Origin of the sequence: Croceibacterium soli, from assembly GCF_009828065.1 — a bacterium.
GTDB classification, from domain to species: Bacteria; Pseudomonadota; Alphaproteobacteria; order Sphingomonadales; family Sphingomonadaceae; genus Croceibacterium_B; species Croceibacterium_B soli.
Map to the genome: position 1 here is coordinate 465,783 of NZ_WTYK01000002.1, position 16,637 is coordinate 482,419.

General features: G+C 67.3%; 16 protein-coding genes. 5 read left to right on the plus strand and 11 right to left on the minus strand.

Annotation, left to right across the window (positions count from 1 at the left end):
• Nucleotides 1-137 precede the first annotated feature (137 nt).
• Together GRI75_RS05375 and GRI75_RS05380 are read right to left on the minus strand one after the other, a co-directional pair.
• Nucleotides 138-788 (minus strand): cation transporter, encoded by a 651-nt coding sequence (locus tag GRI75_RS05375; protein WP_160745913.1) that lies wholly within the window; start codon nucleotides 786-788, stop codon nucleotides 138-140.
• A 251-nt stretch (nucleotides 789-1,039) separates the two neighbouring features.
• Nucleotides 1,040-1,831 (minus strand): LysR family transcriptional regulator, encoded by a 792-nt coding sequence (locus GRI75_RS05380; protein WP_160745914.1) that lies wholly within the window; start codon nucleotides 1,829-1,831, stop codon nucleotides 1,040-1,042.
• Nucleotides 1,832-2,010: 179 nt separating this feature from the next.
• On the opposite strand from GRI75_RS05380, the gene GRI75_RS05385 reads away from it, so the two are divergent.
• Nucleotides 2,011-4,512: a TonB-dependent receptor gene (locus GRI75_RS05385; RefSeq protein ID WP_160745915.1), complete on the plus strand. Its 2,502-nt coding sequence runs from the start codon at nucleotides 2,011-2,013 to the stop codon at nucleotides 4,510-4,512.
• A 276-nt stretch (nucleotides 4,513-4,788) separates the two neighbouring features.
• On the opposite strand, the gene apaG is transcribed toward GRI75_RS05385, so the two are convergent.
• The 3 genes from apaG to GRI75_RS05400 are packed head-to-tail and all read right to left on the minus strand — an operon-like array spanning nucleotide 4,789 to nucleotide 7,878.
• A complete protein-coding gene (gene apaG, locus GRI75_RS05390; RefSeq protein ID WP_160745916.1) occupies nucleotides 4,789-5,202 on the minus strand; it encodes a Co2+/Mg2+ efflux protein ApaG in 414 nt (137 codons plus the stop codon).
• 55 nt (nucleotides 5,203-5,257) lie between these two features.
• Nucleotides 5,258-6,613, minus strand: coding sequence for a PAS domain S-box protein (locus tag GRI75_RS05395; protein WP_160745917.1), 1,356 nt, complete (start codon nucleotides 6,611-6,613; stop codon nucleotides 5,258-5,260).
• 56 nt (nucleotides 6,614-6,669) lie between these two features.
• Entirely contained in the window at nucleotides 6,670-7,878 is a 1,209-nt protein-coding gene (locus tag GRI75_RS05400) for a trans-sulfuration enzyme family protein (protein WP_160745918.1), read from the minus strand.
• An 80-nt stretch (nucleotides 7,879-7,958) separates the two neighbouring features.
• Between GRI75_RS05400 and GRI75_RS05405 the strand changes: the two genes are divergently transcribed.
• Nucleotides 7,959-9,233, plus strand: coding sequence for a phospholipid carrier-dependent glycosyltransferase (locus GRI75_RS05405; protein WP_160745919.1), 1,275 nt, complete (start codon nucleotides 7,959-7,961; stop codon nucleotides 9,231-9,233).
• Nucleotides 9,234-9,239: 6 nt separating this feature from the next.
• Here GRI75_RS05405 and GRI75_RS05410 read toward each other — a convergent pair whose 3' ends face one another.
• The 6 genes from GRI75_RS05410 to GRI75_RS05435 all read right to left on the minus strand — a co-directional run bounded on the left by GRI75_RS05410 (nucleotide 9,240) and on the right by GRI75_RS05435 (nucleotide 13,949).
• On the minus strand, nucleotides 9,240-10,388 hold the full coding sequence (locus tag GRI75_RS05410; RefSeq protein WP_235911341.1) for a glycosyltransferase family 2 protein: 1,149 nt from the start codon (nucleotides 10,386-10,388) through the stop codon (nucleotides 9,240-9,242).
• A 53-nt stretch (nucleotides 10,389-10,441) separates the two neighbouring features.
• Nucleotides 10,442-11,500, minus strand: a complete 1,059-nt coding sequence (leuB, locus tag GRI75_RS05415) for a 3-isopropylmalate dehydrogenase (protein WP_160745920.1) — start codon at nucleotides 11,498-11,500, stop codon at nucleotides 10,442-10,444.
• Nucleotides 11,497-12,093, minus strand: a complete 597-nt coding sequence (gene recO, locus GRI75_RS05420; RefSeq protein WP_160745921.1) for a DNA repair protein RecO — start codon at nucleotides 12,091-12,093, stop codon at nucleotides 11,497-11,499. Before recO ends, leuB begins: the two co-directional genes overlap by 4 nt.
• Before the next feature lie 206 nt (nucleotides 12,094-12,299).
• On the minus strand, nucleotides 12,300-12,554 hold the full coding sequence (locus tag GRI75_RS05425) for an accessory factor UbiK family protein (RefSeq protein ID WP_160745922.1): 255 nt from the start codon (nucleotides 12,552-12,554) through the stop codon (nucleotides 12,300-12,302).
• Nucleotides 12,555-12,591: 37 nt separating this feature from the next.
• The gene (locus GRI75_RS05430) at nucleotides 12,592-13,143 is read right to left on the minus strand and encodes a TspO/MBR family protein (protein WP_160745923.1); all 552 of its coding nucleotides are present in this window, start codon (nucleotides 13,141-13,143) and stop codon (nucleotides 12,592-12,594) included.
• 65 nt (nucleotides 13,144-13,208) lie between these two features.
• Complete coding sequence (locus GRI75_RS05435; RefSeq protein ID WP_160745924.1) at nucleotides 13,209-13,949, minus strand: TlyA family RNA methyltransferase; 741 nt, start codon at nucleotides 13,947-13,949, stop codon at nucleotides 13,209-13,211.
• Between the two features lie 63 nt (nucleotides 13,950-14,012).
• Between GRI75_RS05435 and GRI75_RS05440 the strand changes: the two genes are divergently transcribed.
• The 3 genes from GRI75_RS05440 to GRI75_RS05450 all read left to right on the plus strand — a co-directional run bounded on the left by GRI75_RS05440 (nucleotide 14,013) and on the right by GRI75_RS05450 (nucleotide 16,626).
• Complete coding sequence (locus GRI75_RS05440; RefSeq protein WP_160745925.1) at nucleotides 14,013-14,573, plus strand: hypothetical protein; 561 nt, start codon at nucleotides 14,013-14,015, stop codon at nucleotides 14,571-14,573.
• A gap of 513 nt (nucleotides 14,574-15,086) precedes the next feature.
• On the plus strand, nucleotides 15,087-16,190 hold the full coding sequence (locus tag GRI75_RS05445; protein ID WP_160745926.1) for a branched-chain amino acid aminotransferase: 1,104 nt from the start codon (nucleotides 15,087-15,089) through the stop codon (nucleotides 16,188-16,190).
• A gap of 100 nt (nucleotides 16,191-16,290) precedes the next feature.
• Complete coding sequence (locus GRI75_RS05450) at nucleotides 16,291-16,626, plus strand: EthD family reductase (protein ID WP_160745927.1); 336 nt, start codon at nucleotides 16,291-16,293, stop codon at nucleotides 16,624-16,626.
• Nucleotides 16,627-16,637: the final 11 nt, after the last annotated feature.

Genomic DNA, 16,637 nt, shown 5'->3' on the forward strand with positions numbered 1-16,637 from the left:
TGGTCGGAAGAGATGGATGGCCGGATACCCGGCGCGCCGGCGGAGTCACCGGCTTCTTTCGCTGATCGCATGCGCACGTTAACCGCGATAGGTTCGATGTGTTCCCAAGTGCTTGCCGGCATTGGAGCCTACCCCGATCATGTCCTCGGCGACGGCGAGGCCGGATCCGTCGTGCGAAGCTGCGGAGCCGCCTGGGCGATCACCCGCCAGGAGGAGCGCAGGAACAGCGCGGCCATCGCCGAGCCGATCAGAAGGTCCGGCCAAGGCGAGGCGAAGACGATCACCAGGCCGGCCGCGATCAGCACGCCGACATTGTTGATCAGGTCGTTGCGCGAGCATTCGAACGTGCTGGCCATGTTCACGTCCTGCGCGCGGAAGCGCCACAGCAGGCGAAAGCACACGAGGTTGGCCGCGAGAGCGAGGCCGCCGAACACCAGCATCAGGGTGGAGGAAGGCGGCACGCCGCTGCGGATCTTGACCGCGACGTTTATCGCGATGCCGATGCCGAGCGCCAGGATGAACACGCCCTTGAACATCGCCGCGCCGGCCTTCCAGCGGTCGCTGCGGGCGAGCGCGTAGAGGCTGACGGCGTAGACCAGCGCGTCCCCGAGCATGTCCGCCGCGTCGGCCATCAGCGCCGCCGAGCCGGCGACGACGCCCGCGCCGAATTCCAGCACGAACATCGCTGCGTTGATCGCCAGCACCGTCACCAGCACGCGGCGCTGGTCCGCCTGCCGGGCGATGCGCTCGAGCTCGGTCGATTTTGCGGAACAGCAGGACTCGGCCATTGGGCTCAAATGGCGAAACGGCCGGCGCGGTGCAAGATGCCTGGGGCTGATGGGCCTCCGCGCGGGGGCTGTGCGCGGAGGCCCCGAACCATTTCTGGCCCCATCCGCGGCGGGGGGTTGGGGGGCCGTTGCCGCGGAGTGATATGCAAACTACGAAATCGACAAGCGGTTCCTTGCAGAATGCGGACGTTTTTTCTTGGCTCGACAGGCTCGCTAGGATTTGGAGCGCATCGGCGCTCCCCGCCGGGCGCTTACTGGCCGGAAAGGAACGCCACCAGCGTCTTGACCTTTTTCTGCCGCCATTGCGGCCGCGGGGCCACGAGCCAATAGGCGCGGCGGCCCTCCTCCGGTCCTTCCAGGATCTTCAGGCGGCCGGCTTCGAGCGCTTCCTCGCACAGGAGCAGCGGCAGCATCGCCTTGCCCAGCCCGGCGATCGCGCTGGCCAGCGCCTGGCCGGCGTTGCCGACCTGTAGCGCGGGCTCCACGCCGTCCGGCAATGGCGCGCCGGGCCAGGCGATCCATTCGTCCGGCGCTTCGGCGGAGGCGACGACGACCCGCTGGGCCGGCGCCAGCTGGACGCCTTCCAATTCGTCGGGGCCTTCGGTCAGGCGGATGGCGACATCGAGGTTAGCCTCGGTGAAGTCTACCTCGTCGCCGCCGATCAGCTGGTAGCGCACTTCCGGATTGGCCGCGCGGAACGCCGCCAGGCGCTGGGCGAGCCACTGGGCGTAGAACTCGCGCGGGGCGGCGATGGTGTAGAAATGGCTCGACTGGCCCGCCTGCATGGCCTGGACCGATTCCTCGAACCGCAGGAACCCTTCACGCAGCGGATCGAGCCCGGCCTCGGCCTCGTCTGTCAGTTCCAGGCCCTTCGAGGTGCGCCGGAACAGCACGACACCGAGGACGTCCTCCAGCGCGCGGATCTGCTGCCCGACGGCGGCGGGCGTGACGGCGAGCTCGTCCGCGGCGCGGGTGAACGACAAGTGCCGCGCGGCGGCATCGAACACGCGCAGGGCGTTGAGGGGGAGGTGCGTGCGCTTCATGGAGCCCACGCGTTTAGGGTCCGAACCTGCGGCTGGCAACGGCTTGCGAGCGGGGCGTAGCGTTACGCAAACCACACACTGTGAAAACAATTGCTGCCGGCGGTGCCCTGCAGCCTTGCCGGGGTGTTTGGCCAATCGTAACGGCGCCCCAAACCATCACAAAACGTTGGGAGTTGTTCATGTCCTTCAAGTATCCCGCGCTGGCCGCACTGTTGCTGGCCGGCACATCCGCCCCCGCCTTCGCCCAGGCCGGCGGCTCCACCGAGCCGAGCCAGACCCCGCAGACTTCCGCCCAGGATGACGCGCAGCAGGCCGCGACCGATCCCACGCTCGAGCCGACCGACGGCAACGCGATCGTCGTCACCGCGCAGCGCCGCGAGCAGACGCTGCAGGACGTCAGCGCCTCGGTGATCGCGGTCGGTGCCGACCGCCTGGCGACCAGCCAGGTCAACAACCTGCAGGACCTGCAGACGATCGTGCCGAGCGTGAACTTCGGCAACGACTTCAACCAGGCGAAGATCTTCATCCGCGGCGTCGGCGCGAACACCTCGACGACCGGCAACGCCACCGGCGTCGCGCTCCACGTCGACGGCGCCGTGGTGGCTCGCGCAGAGGCGCAGCTGACCAGCCTGTTCGATCTGGAGCGAGTCGAGGTCCTGCGCGGACCGCAGGGCACGCTCTACGGCCGCAACGCCACGGGCGGCTCGATCAACCTGATCACCGCGAAGCCAACCAGCGACTTCTCCGGTTACGGCCGACTGACTTACGGCAACTACAACGCGATCATCGCGGAAACCGCGATCAGCGGCCCGATCACCGAGAACGTCCTGTTCCGCGTCGCCGGCAAAATCGAGGACCGCGACGGTTACGGCGAGAACCCGATCACCGGTTCGGAGGTCGACGATCTCAAGCGGCGGATGGTCCGCGCCATGCTGCAGTTCAACATGTCGGATACGACCGACCTGCTGCTGTCCGGCGAATACTTCCGCCAGGACGACCACTCGGGCGCGATCCACTACCTGCGGGCATCGTTCCCCGGCGTGCCGCGGCTCGCGCCGCTCGGCGTCGGCGGCTATGCCACCGACCCGCGCGACCTCGCCTCGGAAGTCGACGTCGGCACGATCACCGACAGCTACTCGTTCACCGGCACGTTCCGCACGGAGCTGAGCGACGCGCTCACGCTAACCAACATCGCCAACTACCGCGATTTCGAAAGCTCGCTGTTCCAGGACCTGGACCTGTCGGCAGTGGTGAACAGCCTGCAGACGAACGGCCAGTCGACCACCGTGCAGGAACGCCGGATCGACAGCGTGCAGTATTCGAACGAGCTGCAGTTCAACTACTCGATCGACAATTTCGATCTGGTCGTCGGCGGCTTCTACTTCCACGAACGCCAGCGCCCGATTGACAACGTCGGCCTCTCGCGCCGCAACGGCATGGCTTCTAACATCCCGCTGCTCCAGGCAGCGGGCGTCGATCTCGACGAAGCTTACGCGCTGTGCGGCTATTCGCCGGATAGCGTCACCGGCGGCAGCACCATCATCGCTCCCAAGCGCGTCTGCACCCGGTCGAATCTGGGCACCGAAGCATGGGCGATCTTCGGCCAGGCCAACATCGGGCTCGGCATGCTGACCCCTGCCCTCGACCAGTTCACGCTCAAGCTCGGCGGCCGCTACAGCCAGGAGAAGGTCGATTCCCGCAACCCGTCGATCATCATCGCGGCCGGCGGGCGCGGACCGGTGATCCGCTTCACCGAGGCGGGCACGTTCGTGGAGCGCAGCTTCAAGGACTTCACCCCCGAGGTTGGCCTGCAGTGGGAACCGAACCCCGACCTGATGCTGTACTATACCTACGCGGAAGGCTTCAAAGCCGGATCGGGCGAGAACGCCGCCGGCAGCCGCACGATCGTCGATCCCGAGAAGCTGCAGAACCACGAAGCCGGCATCAAGGCCACGGTGGCGAACGGCGTTTCGGTCAACCTCGCCGCCTACACGTACGACCTGCAGGGTGCGCAGCTCAACAAGACAATCGCCGGCGGCCCGACGGGCTATACGACAATCTTCGAGAACGCCGCCGGCACGAAGGCGAAGGGTATCGAGCTCGACATCTTCGGCCGGATCACGCCGGACTTCAGGATGAGCGGATCGCTGTCGTACACCGATGCCGAGTACGTCGACTTCGTAACTCTCGACCCGCTCGATCCGCGCAACGTAGCGACTCCCGGCCGTCCGGCGTACGATCCGGTGACGAACCCGGGCCCGACCGAATTCGGCGCACCGTGCGCGGGCGATCTCGATCCGGCAACGCGGACCTGCGAGATCCAGCTGGCCGGGAACGCCGTGCGTAACACGCCGGAATGGGCGTGGAACGTGCATGCCGAGTACGACATCCCCTTCGTGAACAGCGGCGAACTCACGCTGCAGGGTGACGTGACGTACCGGAGCCGGGTCTACTTCACGGAGTACCAGCGCGAGATCGAAAGCTCCAAGGCCTACACCATGGTCGACATCGGCGCGATCTATCGCACCGCCGACGACCGGCTGAGCTTCCAGGTCTTCGCCAAGAACCTGTTCGACGTCGACCGCAAGAGCAGCACGTTCGCCCTCGCGACGGGCCGGCTCATCGGCGCCACCTACCTGCCGCCGCGCACCTACGGCGCGACGATCGGGTACAACTTCTAAGTTCGAGAGGGGCGCTTCCCGGCGGGAGCGCCCCTCTTCAGTCCAAGCACCGCCCGCCACGCCCGCACGAGGGCCAACCCCCCCTCTGAAGAGGAGGGGCGCTAGAGGCGAAGCCGCTCTCCGACCAAGTCTCCAGAGCCCAAGCGCGATCTTTGCGCCTTCGCGCCTTTGCGTGAGCAAACCCTCTGCGCCTCCGCGCCTCTGCGAGCGCATTAGGCGGGAAAGCCCCCTCCTCTTCAGAGATGGGGGTGAAGGTGGTGGAGGCGCCGTGCGCCTTTAGCCCGCCGCTGCGGCGGGGGCTGCGAGGGGGAAGAAGGGGATGGCCACTTCGAACAGCTGCCCCTGCTGGTCGCGGAAGGTGTAGTGCCCCTGCATCGAGCCGTGCGGCGTCGGCAGCGGGCATCCCGAGACATAGTCGTGCGATTCGCCCGGGGCGAGGATCGGCGTTTCGCCGACGACGCCTTCGCCATCGACCAGGTTGATCATGCCGCGCGAGTCGCTGATCCGCCAGTGGCGGGTGAGCAGCTGGATCGTGTCATCGCGGCCGTTCTCGATGCGGATGTGATAGACCCAGAACCACTTGCCGGCTTCGACCTGCGACTGCTCGGGCATGAAGCTGACCGCCACCCGCACCGAAACGCCGTCGGTGATGGCCGTGTGCTGGAACAGGCTGTGGAGCGCGTCAATCATGGCACTGCCAGCGTAGCGCTTTCCGGGCCGGCGGCAAGGGCCCTGCGCAGCGGCTTCAGCGACTCTCCGGCCGGCTCGGCGCTACCAGTGCGCCCTGCCCGCATTTCAGCTCCCAGCAGACGCCGCCGGAGTGATAGCTGAGCGTCACCTCCGCATCGAGGTTGTGCCGCGGAACGTCGCGGATCAGCGTGGTGCCGAAGCCAGAGCGTTCGGGCTCCACCACGGGCGGGCCGCCGCCCTCCCGCCACCAGATCGAGAAGCCGTTGCCGTTTACGCCGCGATCCCAGCCGATGACGACATGACCGGCTGCGATGGAGAGCGCGCCGTACTTGAGGGAGTTGGTGGCCAGTTCGTGCAGCGCCATGCCGATCACTTCGGCAGTGCGCGGCGTGAGCGCGAGATCCGGCCCGGACACCCGCAGCTCGCCGGGCGCGTCGCTGATGAAGGCGAGCTGTTCGCGGACCAGGTCCCGAACCGGCACCTCGCGCCACTCCCGGCCCACGAGGATGTCCTGGTTGACCGCCAGGCTGCGCACCCGGTCCTCGAACCGGGCGAGGAAGCCCGCTTCATCCGGGGCGCTGCGACGAGCAAGCGCCTGGATCGTGGTCAGCATGTTCTTCGAGCGATGGTTGACCTCCATCAGCAGGAGGCGGATCTGCTCGGCCTGTTCGCGCTGATCGGTGATGTCGGTGTTCGTGCCGAACCACTGGACGATCTCGCCAGCTTCGTTGCGGATCGGCTTGGCGCGCGACAGGAACCAGCGGTACTCGCCGTTCTTGCCCCGCAGCGGGAACGTGTCCTCCCACTCCACACCGCTGACGAGCGCCTGGCGGAAGTGCCGCTCCACATTCTCCAGGTGGTCGGGGTGCTGCAGCTTCCTCCAGCCCGAGCCTTCGACTTCCTCCGGCTTGGTCCCGGTGTATTCGTACCAGCGCTGGTTGTACCAAAGGACCTCGCCTTCGGGGTCGGCGATCCAGGCGAGCTGGGAGATCGTTTCGGCCAGGGTACGGAAGCGCTCCTCGCTTTCGCGGATCTGCTCTTGCGCGCGCAAGTAGGGGCCGACGTCGCGGGCGATCTTGCTGGCGCCGATAACCTTGCCGCGTTCGTCCCGCACCGGAGAGACGCTGACCGACACGTCGAGCAGGTGCCCTTTCTTGTGCAGGCGCTTGGTATAGAACGGCTCCACCCGCGTGCCGGACCTGATGCGGCTGAGGATCTCGTCTTCCTCCTCCTGCCGATCCGCAGGGAGGAGCCGGCGGATCGATCCGCCGATCATCTCGCGCGCGGTCCAGCCGAACAGCTTTTCCGCGGCCGGGTTCCAGGAGATCACCACGCCATCGGTGTTCTTGGCGACGATCGCATCGTCGGAGGATTCGACCAGCGCGGCGTAGAAGTTGCGGAGTTCGGTCATCCCAGCCCCTTCATCGAAGCATCGGTCGCCGACCTGCGCATCCCCGGCACCGACATCTAGAGCCCGGCCCTAGCGAGCGCCTGGTCGAGATCTGCGATCAGATCCTGCGGATCCTCCAGCCCGACGTTCATTCGCAGCATCCCTTCCGAAACGCCCATTTCCGCGCGCGCCTCTTCGCCCAGGTTCGCATGGGTCGTGCTCGCCGGGTGGCAGAGCAGCGACTTGGAATCGCCGATGTTGTTGGAAATGTCGATCAGTTGCAGCGCATCGAGCACTGCGTGCGCCTGGGCGCGGCCGCCGTCGAGCACGAAGCTGAAGATCGGCCCGGCCGCGTCCATCTGGCGCATCGCCAGGTTGTGCTGCGGATGGCTCGGCAGGCCCGGGTGTAGCATCGTCGGGACGCGGCCTTCCACGAACCGCGCCACTTCCAGCGCGTTCTCGCTTTGCCGGCGGGCACGCAGGTCGAGCGTTTCGAGACCCTTCAGCACGACCCAGGCGTTGAAGGGCGAAAGGTTCGGCCCGGTGTTGCGCTGGAACGGCAGCAGGACGTTGTCCATCCACTCCTTGCTGGCGCAGACGGCCCCGGCGAGCACCCGGCCCTGCCCTTCCATGAGTTTGGTCGCCGAATAGGCCACCACGTCGGCGCCGAATTCCATCGGGCGCTGCAGCGCAGCCGTGGCGAAGGCATTGTCGACGACCGAAGTGATCCCATGCGACCGGGCGAGCCCGCAGACGAAGGCGAGGTCGACCACGTCCATCGTGGGGTTGGCGGGGGTTTCGAAGAAGAACACTTTCGTGTTGGGGCGAACGGCCGCTTCCCAGGCCGCGTTGTCGCAGGCGTCGATCACCGTCGTCTCGATGCCGAACTTCGGCAGGAGGTTGTCGACCAGCCAGCGGCACGATCCGAACGCGGCGCGGCCGGCAACGACGTGATCGCCGGCGGAAAGCTGGCACAGCAGCGCAGTGGTCATCGCCGCCATGCCGGTCGCCTGGACACGGCAGGCCTCGGCGCCTTCCAACGCGGCGATGCGTTCCTCCAGCATCGCGACGGTCGGGTTTTGCAGCCGCGAGTAGGTCATCCCCTCCGCCTCCCCGGCGAAGCGGGCGGCTACGGTCGCGGCATCGTCGTAAGTGTAGCCGCTGGTGAGGAACAGCGCCTCGCTCGTCTCGCCATGTTCGGAGCGCCAGGTGCCGGCGCGGACGGCGCGGGTCGCGGGCCGCCATTTGGAGGTGATCGAGCGGTCGGTGCCTGTGGTCTTCTTCATCGCGGGCGGTTTAGGGTCGGCAGCCGCATCGGGCAAGCACGAGCTTGCTCCGGGCGGCCGGGCCCCGTAGGCTCGGGCCGATGAGCCAGGCGCCCGTGCATCCGCGTGACCCCCTCGCCTGGCATGTGCTGATCGCGCTGGCCTTCCTGGGGCTCGTGTTCGTGCGGCTGGGGATCCCCTCCAAGCCGTTCTTCGACGAAGTCCACTACCTGCCCGCCGCGCGGGCGCTGATCGCCCTGTCGCACCCGGTCAACGTCGAGCACCCGCTGCTGGGCAAGGAACTGATCGCGCTGGGCATCATGCTGTTCGGCGACAATCCCTTCGGCTGGCGGATCATGCCGGGGCTGTTCGGCACGCTGGGGCTGTTCGCCGCCATGCGGGCGCTGTGGTTCGCCTGCAACGCCCGCTTCGCCTCGATCGCCGGCGGAATCCTGCTGGCGACGGCGTTTCCGCTGCTGGTCCAGAGCCGCATCGCCATGCTCGACGTGTTCATGGCCAGCTTCCTGCTGGTGGCGCTGTGGCAGATCGCCGGGGCCGTGCGGGAGAACGAGACAGGCCGCCGGCGCCTGGCGATCGCCGGCGTGGCGCTCGGCCTGTCGATGGCTTCGAAGTGGAACGCGGCCCCGCTGGCCATGGTCCCCGGGCTCGCCTTCGCGGCGGTGCGGCTGCATGCCGCCGGCTGGCGTGCGTTCGTGTCGAGCCGCGCCGCGCCCATTGCGGGCATCACGATCTGGGAAGCGGTTCTGTGGCTCGGCGTCGTGCCGCTGGCGACATATGCCCTGACCTTCGCGCCGGCGTTGTTCTACGCCACCGATCCGCTCGCCCCGGACGGACTGATAGAGCTGCACCGGCGGATGATCGAGCTGCAGGGGCAGGTCGTGCAGCCGCACACGTACCAAAGCGTGTGGTACGAATGGGTCTCCAACTGGCGCGGCATCTGGTACCTCTACGAGCCCGTCGACGGCGCCCAGCGCGGCATTCTGCTGATCGGCAATCCGCTGACGATGATCCTCGGCCTCGGTGCGCTTGCCTGGGCCGCGTGGGCGGGGATCCGGGGCGGGCGCAAGGATGCGCTGGCGGTAGCCGTGCTCTATGCCGTGGCGCTCGGCACCTGGATCGTGGCGCAGAAGCCGGTCCAGTTCTATTACCACTACCTGCTGCCGAGCTGCTTCCTGATCGGAGCGCTGGCCCTGGCGCTGGATGCCATGTGGCGGCGCGGGACGCGCTGGCTGCCGCTGGCGGTGCTGGCCGGCAGCGCGGCGTTCTTCGCCTACTTCCTGCCGGTCCTCACAGCCGCGCCGCTCTCGGGCCAGATGAGCTTCCTCGAGTTCACCTGGCTCGACAGCTGGCGGTGACGGGCCCTACCTGAAGCGGCCCCAGACGAACTTGCTCGACAGCGCGTAATTCCACACCGATGCCAGGGCGATGCCGGCCAGCGCGGCAGTCCACCAGGCGAAGCCGTTCGCCTGCAGCATCGTCGCCGCCGCGACGTTGGCGAAGGTGCCGACGGCGCACGTGGCGCAGAACTTCAGCCAGCCGAAGAACAGGTCCCTGGCTCCCGCCAGCTTCTGGTCGCGGTAGGTCAGCAGGTTGTTGAGCCAGAAGTTGAAGGTCATCGCCACCACGGTGGCCACGGCCTGGGCCAGCGCGAAGCCGCTGCCGAAGGCGAGGTAGAGCACCGAAAGCACCGCCATGTGCACGCCCACGCCGAGCCCGCCGACCGTACCGAACAGCGCGAAGCGCGTGGGGATGAACCTGCCAAGCCAGCGTTCGTAGAGGCCGGCCAGGAAATCGAGCGCGACGCCGTGGTCGAGCTTGCTTTCACCGGCGGCGCGGCGGGCGAACTGCAACGGGAACTCCTTCACCTTCAGGGGCGGACTGGCCGTGGCGAGAATGTCGAGCATGATCTTGAAGCCGATGCCGGACAGCCGCGCGGCCTGCTGGCGCAAGCGGTCCGCACTGAGCAGGAAAAAGCCGCTCATAGGATCGGACAGTTCCGTGCCGGTGAGCCTGCGGGCAAGCGCGTTGGCGATGCGCGAGCCCCGCTCCCGCCGGGTGCTGGAAAGGCCCGCGGCGCTTCCCCCGTCGGCGAAACGCGAGGCATAGGCGAGATCGTATTCCCCGGACTTAACGGCTTCGAGCATGTCGAGCAGCAGCTGCGGGTCATGCTGGTGGTCGGCGTCCATCACCGCGACGTAAGGCGCGGCGGTGGCGCACATGCCTTCGATCGCAGCGCTGGCAAGGCCGCGGCGGCCGATCCGCTGAATGACCCTTACACGTGGGTCCGTCTGGCCGATACGGCGGGCTTCCTCGGCCGTGCCGTCGGTGCTGTCGTCGTCGACGAACACCGCTTCCCAGCCGGAGGGCCCGAGCGCCTGCTCCAGCCGCGCGACCATAGGCGCGATATTCGCCTTCTCGTTCAGCGTCGGGAGGACGACCGCCAGCTCGAGCGGCTTCACGGCGGCCTCGGCGGCAGTCCTTACGGCTGGAACGGGATCGGCAAGGCCCATGTGCATGGCCTCCACCGATACTTGGCAAATATCAATAGAGCATTGATGGCCGCTCAGAGCCGCGCGACCACCGCGTCGCCGATCTCGCGCGTTCCGGCGCTGCCGCCGAGATCCGCGCCCTTCACGCCATCGGCGAGCGCCCGGGCCACGGCCGCCTCGATCCGCGCCGCTTCTTGCTCGCGGCCGAACGAGTGCCGCAGCATCATGGCGGCGGACAGGATCGTCGCCATCGGGTTGGCCGTGCCCTGCCCGGCGATATCCGGTGCGCTGCCGTGGATCGGCTCGTAGAGACCCTTGGTGCCGAACGCGGTCTGCTGCTCGCCGAGGGAGGCGCTCGCCAGCAGGCCGATCGAGCCGACGCACATGCTCGCCTGGTCGGACAGGATGTCGCCGAACAGGTTGCCGGTCACGACCACGTCGAACTGGCCCGGATTGCGCACCAGCTGCATGGCCGCGTTGTCGACGTACATGTGGCTGAGCTCGACATCGGGATATTCGGCCGAAACCTCGATCACCACGTCACGCCACAGCTGGCTGGTCTCGAGCACGTTGGCCTTGTCGACGCTGCACAGGCGGCGCCGGCGGCCTTGCGCTGCCTTGAAGCCGACGTGTGCGATGCGCCGCACCTCGTCTTCCGCGTAGGACATGAAGTCGAAGCCCTGACGGCGGCCGTCATCGAGCGTGCGGATCGCCTTCTCGCCGAAATAGACGTCACCGTTCAGCTCGCGGACGATCAGCAGGTCAATCGCGCGGGCGACTTCCGGGCGCAGCGCCGACAGGTCCTCCAGCCCCGGAAACATCGTCGCGGGGCGCAAGTTGGCGAACAGGCCGAGCGCCTGGCGCAGGCCGAGGATCGCCTGCTCCGGCCGCAAATGCCGTTCGAGCCCGTCGCACGTCGGATCGCCCACGGCGCCGAACAGCACCGCATCGGCCGCCTTCGCCATCTCCAGCGTTTCGGGCGGGAGCGGGTGGCCGTGGCGGCGATAGCCGATGCCGCCGACGTCCGCCTCCCAGTAGGTGACATTCGGCAGGCGCAGGGCATCCAGCACCTTCTTCGCATCGGCCATGATTTCCGGGCCGATACCGTCGCCCGGCAACAATGCGATCTTCATTCCATCCGCCCCAAAAGGTCCCGCAGTCGTGAGCGCGCGGCAATAACATCGCCGCGCCGGTCGGCAAGCAGGTAGTGGTCCAGCGGCCCGGCAAGACGATCCATCTCGGCGAGAATCTCCGGCAGGTCGCCGCCGCGGAATCGCTCCCCGCCATAGCCAAGCTCGCGCAGCAGCAGCGCCTCGTAATCGACCAGCGCCCCCGCCCAGTCGCGCGCCGAAGACGCATGGCAAATCGCGCCCAGCAGTCCGCCGAGCGCCTGCCACAGGCGCGGATAGGCCTGCCGCTCAGGCAGTGCGGTCGCAGTGAGCGCACAAGCCCACCCGATCGCCGCGGCCGCCAGGGGTTCGTTGAGCCATGGCCCGCGGCTTTCGACGAGTTCCAGTTTGGCGAAAGGAAGCTGGCTGTCGGAGCGGGAGCGAAGGTCGGCCTCTACGATGTTGCCGGGGATTACCACCGGCCTCAGCCCCCTGCCCCTTCCCCCCGCCACGTAGCCGGCGACCACGCCAGCTTCCTCGGTCAGCAACCGGGCAACGACGGCGGTTTCGCCGTGAACGCGGGCGGACAAGACGATGGCGGGCGCGCGCAAGTGCATGCCGAGTGCCTTATGGGTTTCACGCAGAGGCGCAAAGGCGCGAAGAGGAAGCAAGCCCAACGCCCCTCCTCCTCTTCAGAGGAGGGGCAGCGAGACTTGGTGAGCCGTAGGCGAACCTAGTCGCAGCGGGGTGGTGCCGCGGTTGGCGGAACGTTTCCGCGCGCCTCCACCACCCCCAACCCCCTCCTCTGAAGAGGAGGGGGCTTTTACTTTCCGTCGGAGATCTTCGCCTCGAGCACCTTGATGTGGGCTTCCAGGCGGTCGATGTCCTCGCGCGCCCTTGCGGCCAGGTCCTTCACCGCGTCAAATTCCTCGCGCGAGACGAAGTCGAGCCCGCCGAGTGCTTCCTTCATCCGCTCCCGCGCGCCTTCGCGCGCCTCGCGCGTCATTCCGGCGAAAGTGCCGGCGGCGCTGTTGGCCAGCTTGATGAAATCGGCGAGCATGGGGTTCTGGCTTTGCATGGCGAATATGTGGTGCCTTCGCGGGCGGGCCGCAAGCCTACAATTCGATCCGCTGGACCGCGTTGGAATCTTCCACCCGGTCGGCTCCCGGGTTGAGTTCGAGGAACTGCCAGTTGAGCAGCGTGGCGAACAGGATCCACGCCAGGTAGGGCGCGAGCAGCCAGGCGGCGAGCCGACGAACCCGCCAGAACAAGATGATGGTGACGATCACGGCAACGTCGAGCGCGATAATCACCGCCAGCCCCGTCGCGATCTGGTGCGCGCCGAAGAACACCGGGCTCCAGGCGAGGTTGACCAGCAGCTGGACCACGAAAGCGGCAATCGCCGGCCCGCGAAAGCGCGCGCCCCAGGCGGCGCAGACCAGCGCCAGCGCCACGCCCATCATCGCGTAAAGCACGGCCCACACGATACCGAAGGTGGCCGGCGGCGGGAAAGTCGCCGGCTTTTCCAGCGCAGAGAACCACGCGCTGTCGGATGCACCGCCGATCTGGCCGGAGAGAAAGCCGAGCAGCGCGATCGCCGGAACGAGGAACAGGGCCCAGCGGAAGAAGCTTGCGCGCAATTGCGCTGGCGAAGCGAGACGGTTCATCGGGACTCCCTGCGAATCGGTGCGCGAATAGTGGCCGCGGCGATGCTGCGGCGCAACGTGCGCCCTCAGACCGTCCCCCGACGGGCCGTAATCAGGAACTCCACGTTTCCTTCCGGCCCGGTGATCGGGCTTTCTACGATCCCGTCCACGATCCAGCCCGCCCCTTCCAGCCACGCGCGCACTTCGCCGCACACCCTGACGTGCAGCACCGAATCGCGGACCACCCCGCCCTTGCCGACTTCCTCGCGTCCAACCTCGAACTGCGGCTTGATCAGCGCGACCAAACGGCAATCGAGCGCCGCAAGTTCGAGCGGCCGCTCCAGCACTTTGGCGAGCGAGATGAACGAAGCGTCGCACACCACCCAATTGCAGGGCCGGTCGATCTGCTCGCGTGTGAGGATCCGCGCGCTGGTCTGTTCGAGCACGGTGACTCGCGGGTCCTGCCGCAGCTTCCAGGCGAGCTGGTTGGTGCCGGAATCGACCGCGAACACGTGCTCTGCGCCGCGCTGCAGCAGCACGTCGGTGAACCCGCCGGTCGAGCTGCCGATATCCATCGCCACGGCCCCAGCGGGTTCGAGGGCGAAGTGGTCGATCGCGTGGGCCAGCTTCACCCCGCCCCGGCTGACCCACGGGTGGTCGCGACCCTTGACGACAAGCTCCGCATCCTCCGCTACCTGCTGGCCGGATTTGTCGACCTTCCGATCCCCCACGAAGACCAGCCCCGCCATGATCAGCGCCTGCGCCCGCGCCCGGCTTTCGGCCAGACCGCGGGACACAAGCAGTTGGTCGATGCGTTGCTTGGCCATATGTCCGCGCATAGCCGCCTCCCGACGCTTGAGCCACTCCCGACCATTCGCCAGAGAGAGCCGATGACCCTTGGATTGAATTTAGGGCGCCTTCGGGCCGCTCTTCCCTATGCCGCGGTCGCCGCGCTGGCCGGCTGCGTGCCGCCTCCGGCCTCGCCCCCGCCCACGCCGACCCCCACGCCGACGCCGCAGCCGACTGCAGCCCCGCCGCAGGCTTCGGCGCCGACCTATCAAAGCTGGATCGACGTTCCGCAGACACCGGGGGACTGGTTCTATCAGGCCACTGCCACGGGCGGCACCGCACGATTTGGCGCGCCGCAGAGCGAAGCGCGCTTCAGCATGACCTGCGATCGAACGAGGCGGACCGTTTCGCTGATTCGCGCCGGCAGTTCCCCCGTGGCCGTGCAGATGCGCATCCGTGCGGAGACCGGCGACCGCTTGCTCGATGCCCTACCGACCGGAGGGCCGATGCCTGGGCTGGCTGCGACACTGGCCGCGAACGATCCGTTCCTGGACGCGATCGCGTTCTCGCAGGGGCGTTTCGCGGTCGAAGTGCAGGGGCTCGATTCGCTTTACCTGCCCGCCTGGCCCGAAGTCTCGCGGGTGATCGAGGACTGCCGCTGAGGCAATATTTCGCCGTGTTTGGAGGAAGCCCGAAGTCTCGGATTCTGACAGTGAAAAACTCAAATGCAAGACTTGCTTTCGAGCGCTTAAGGACTCACATTCAGCATCAGGACCGGCGGTGGACGGCGGTCTCGGCCCCGGTGAAACGGCGGTCCTGGCTTTCAAGCGCGAAAGGAGGTGATCCGATGTCTCATGGTTCAGCAGGGAGGTCGGTTCCGACCCGCGCGGAGCATTATCGGTAATCACTGCTTTCGCCGATAAAGGCTTCGTGGGCGGCTCAACCGGCCGCTGACCATGCGAAAGGTCGCTTCGGCATTGCCGGAGCGGCCTTTCTCATATCTGCCGCGCAGTTGCCGACTTGCGGGAGCCAAGCAGTCCTGTGATTTGACCTTCGATTTGCCGCTCGCTAGGGCGAACGAAGGTAATTGCAGAGCTTACCATTTATTACATTTTCCTTGCGATCCGTGAAAGAATAGAACAGGTCGGTCGCGCACGTACCCGGGAACCCCATCCATGTCAGACACCGCCGATCGTCCGATCGACTTCAGCCGCATTCCCCATCCCGCTCCGGTCCCCGGCGCAAGCCGCGATCAGGCGATCGCCGATCCCGGGTTCGGCAAAGTATTCACGGATCACATGGTCTCGATCGACTGGACCGAGGGCCGCGGCTGGCACAGCGCGACTCTGGGCCCGCGCCAACCGCTGAGCTTGGATCCGGCGACCGCGGTGCTGCACTATGCCCAGGAAATCTTCGAAGGGATGAAAGCCTACAAGCTGGACGACGGCACGATGGCGCTGTTCCGGCCGGAGCAGAACGCGCGCCGCTTCAACGCCTCGGCCGACCGGCTGGCGATGCCGCATTTGCCCGAGGAAGCGTTCGTCGAAGCCGTCCGGCAGCTGGTGCTGGCGGACAAGGACTGGTTCCCCACGGTCGAAGGCGGATCGCTCTACCTGCGCCCGTTCATGTTCGCCTCGGAAGCGTTTCTCGGGGTGCGCCCGGCCAAGCAGTACAAGTTCCTGGTCATCGCCAGCCCGGCCGGCAACTACTTCAAGTCCGGCGTCCCGGCGGTGTCGATCTGGGTTTCCGGCGACTACACCCGCGCCGCGCCCGGCGGCACGGGGGCGGCCAAGTGCGGCGGCAATTATGCCGCGAGCTTGGTCCCCCAGGCCAACGCGACGGCCCGCGGGCACGACCAGGTCGTGTTCCTCGACGCGGTCGAGCGCAAGTGGGTCGAGGAACTCGGCGGCATGAACCTGTTCTTCGCCTTCGACGACGGTTCGCTGATCACCCCGCCGCTCACCGGCACGATCCTGCCCGGCATCACCCGCGAAAGCCTGCTGCAGCTCGCCCGCGAGGAAGGCCTGCAGGTGCGCGAGGAGCGCTACAGCATCGACCAGTGGCGCGCCGACGCGGAGAGCGGCCGCCTGCTGGAGACTTTCGCCTGCGGCACCGCTGCGGTGGTCACACCGGTCGGTAGGGTCGCCGGGCATGACGGGGAGTTCACCATCGGCAGCGGCGGCGCCGGACAGGTGACCACCCGTCTGCGGGAGCGGCTGGTAGCGATCCAGCGGGGCATCGCCGAAGACAAGCACGGCTGGGTCATGCGGCTCGACTGACGCGCCCAGGCGCGCTGGCGTCGGTTTCATCAATCCGGTGCTGCTTGCCAGCGGCGCGGATCGGGCTCAATCCGGGGGAGAAGCTGCACAGGAGCGAGCCATGAGCGTACTTGTGACACTTGCCTATCCAGCCGTACCCGGTGCCCGGTTCGACTACGACTACTACGAACACGAGCACAGGCCGCTCGTGGCGCGGCTCTGGGAAGGCACCGGGTTCCAAGGCAGCGAGGCCATGCGCGGGTTGGCCAGCCCCGATGGCGGTCCGCCGCAGTACTTCGCCATAGCCGTCCTGCGCTTCGCTTCGGTCGAGGCCTTCCAGGCGGCGATTCAGAGCGAAGCGGGAGCCAAAGTGCTTGCCGACGTGGCGAATTACACCACGGTCGAACCTACTGTGCAGGTCAACGCGCCGCTGTGGGACACGCAGCAGCGCGCTTGACGGTTCACCAG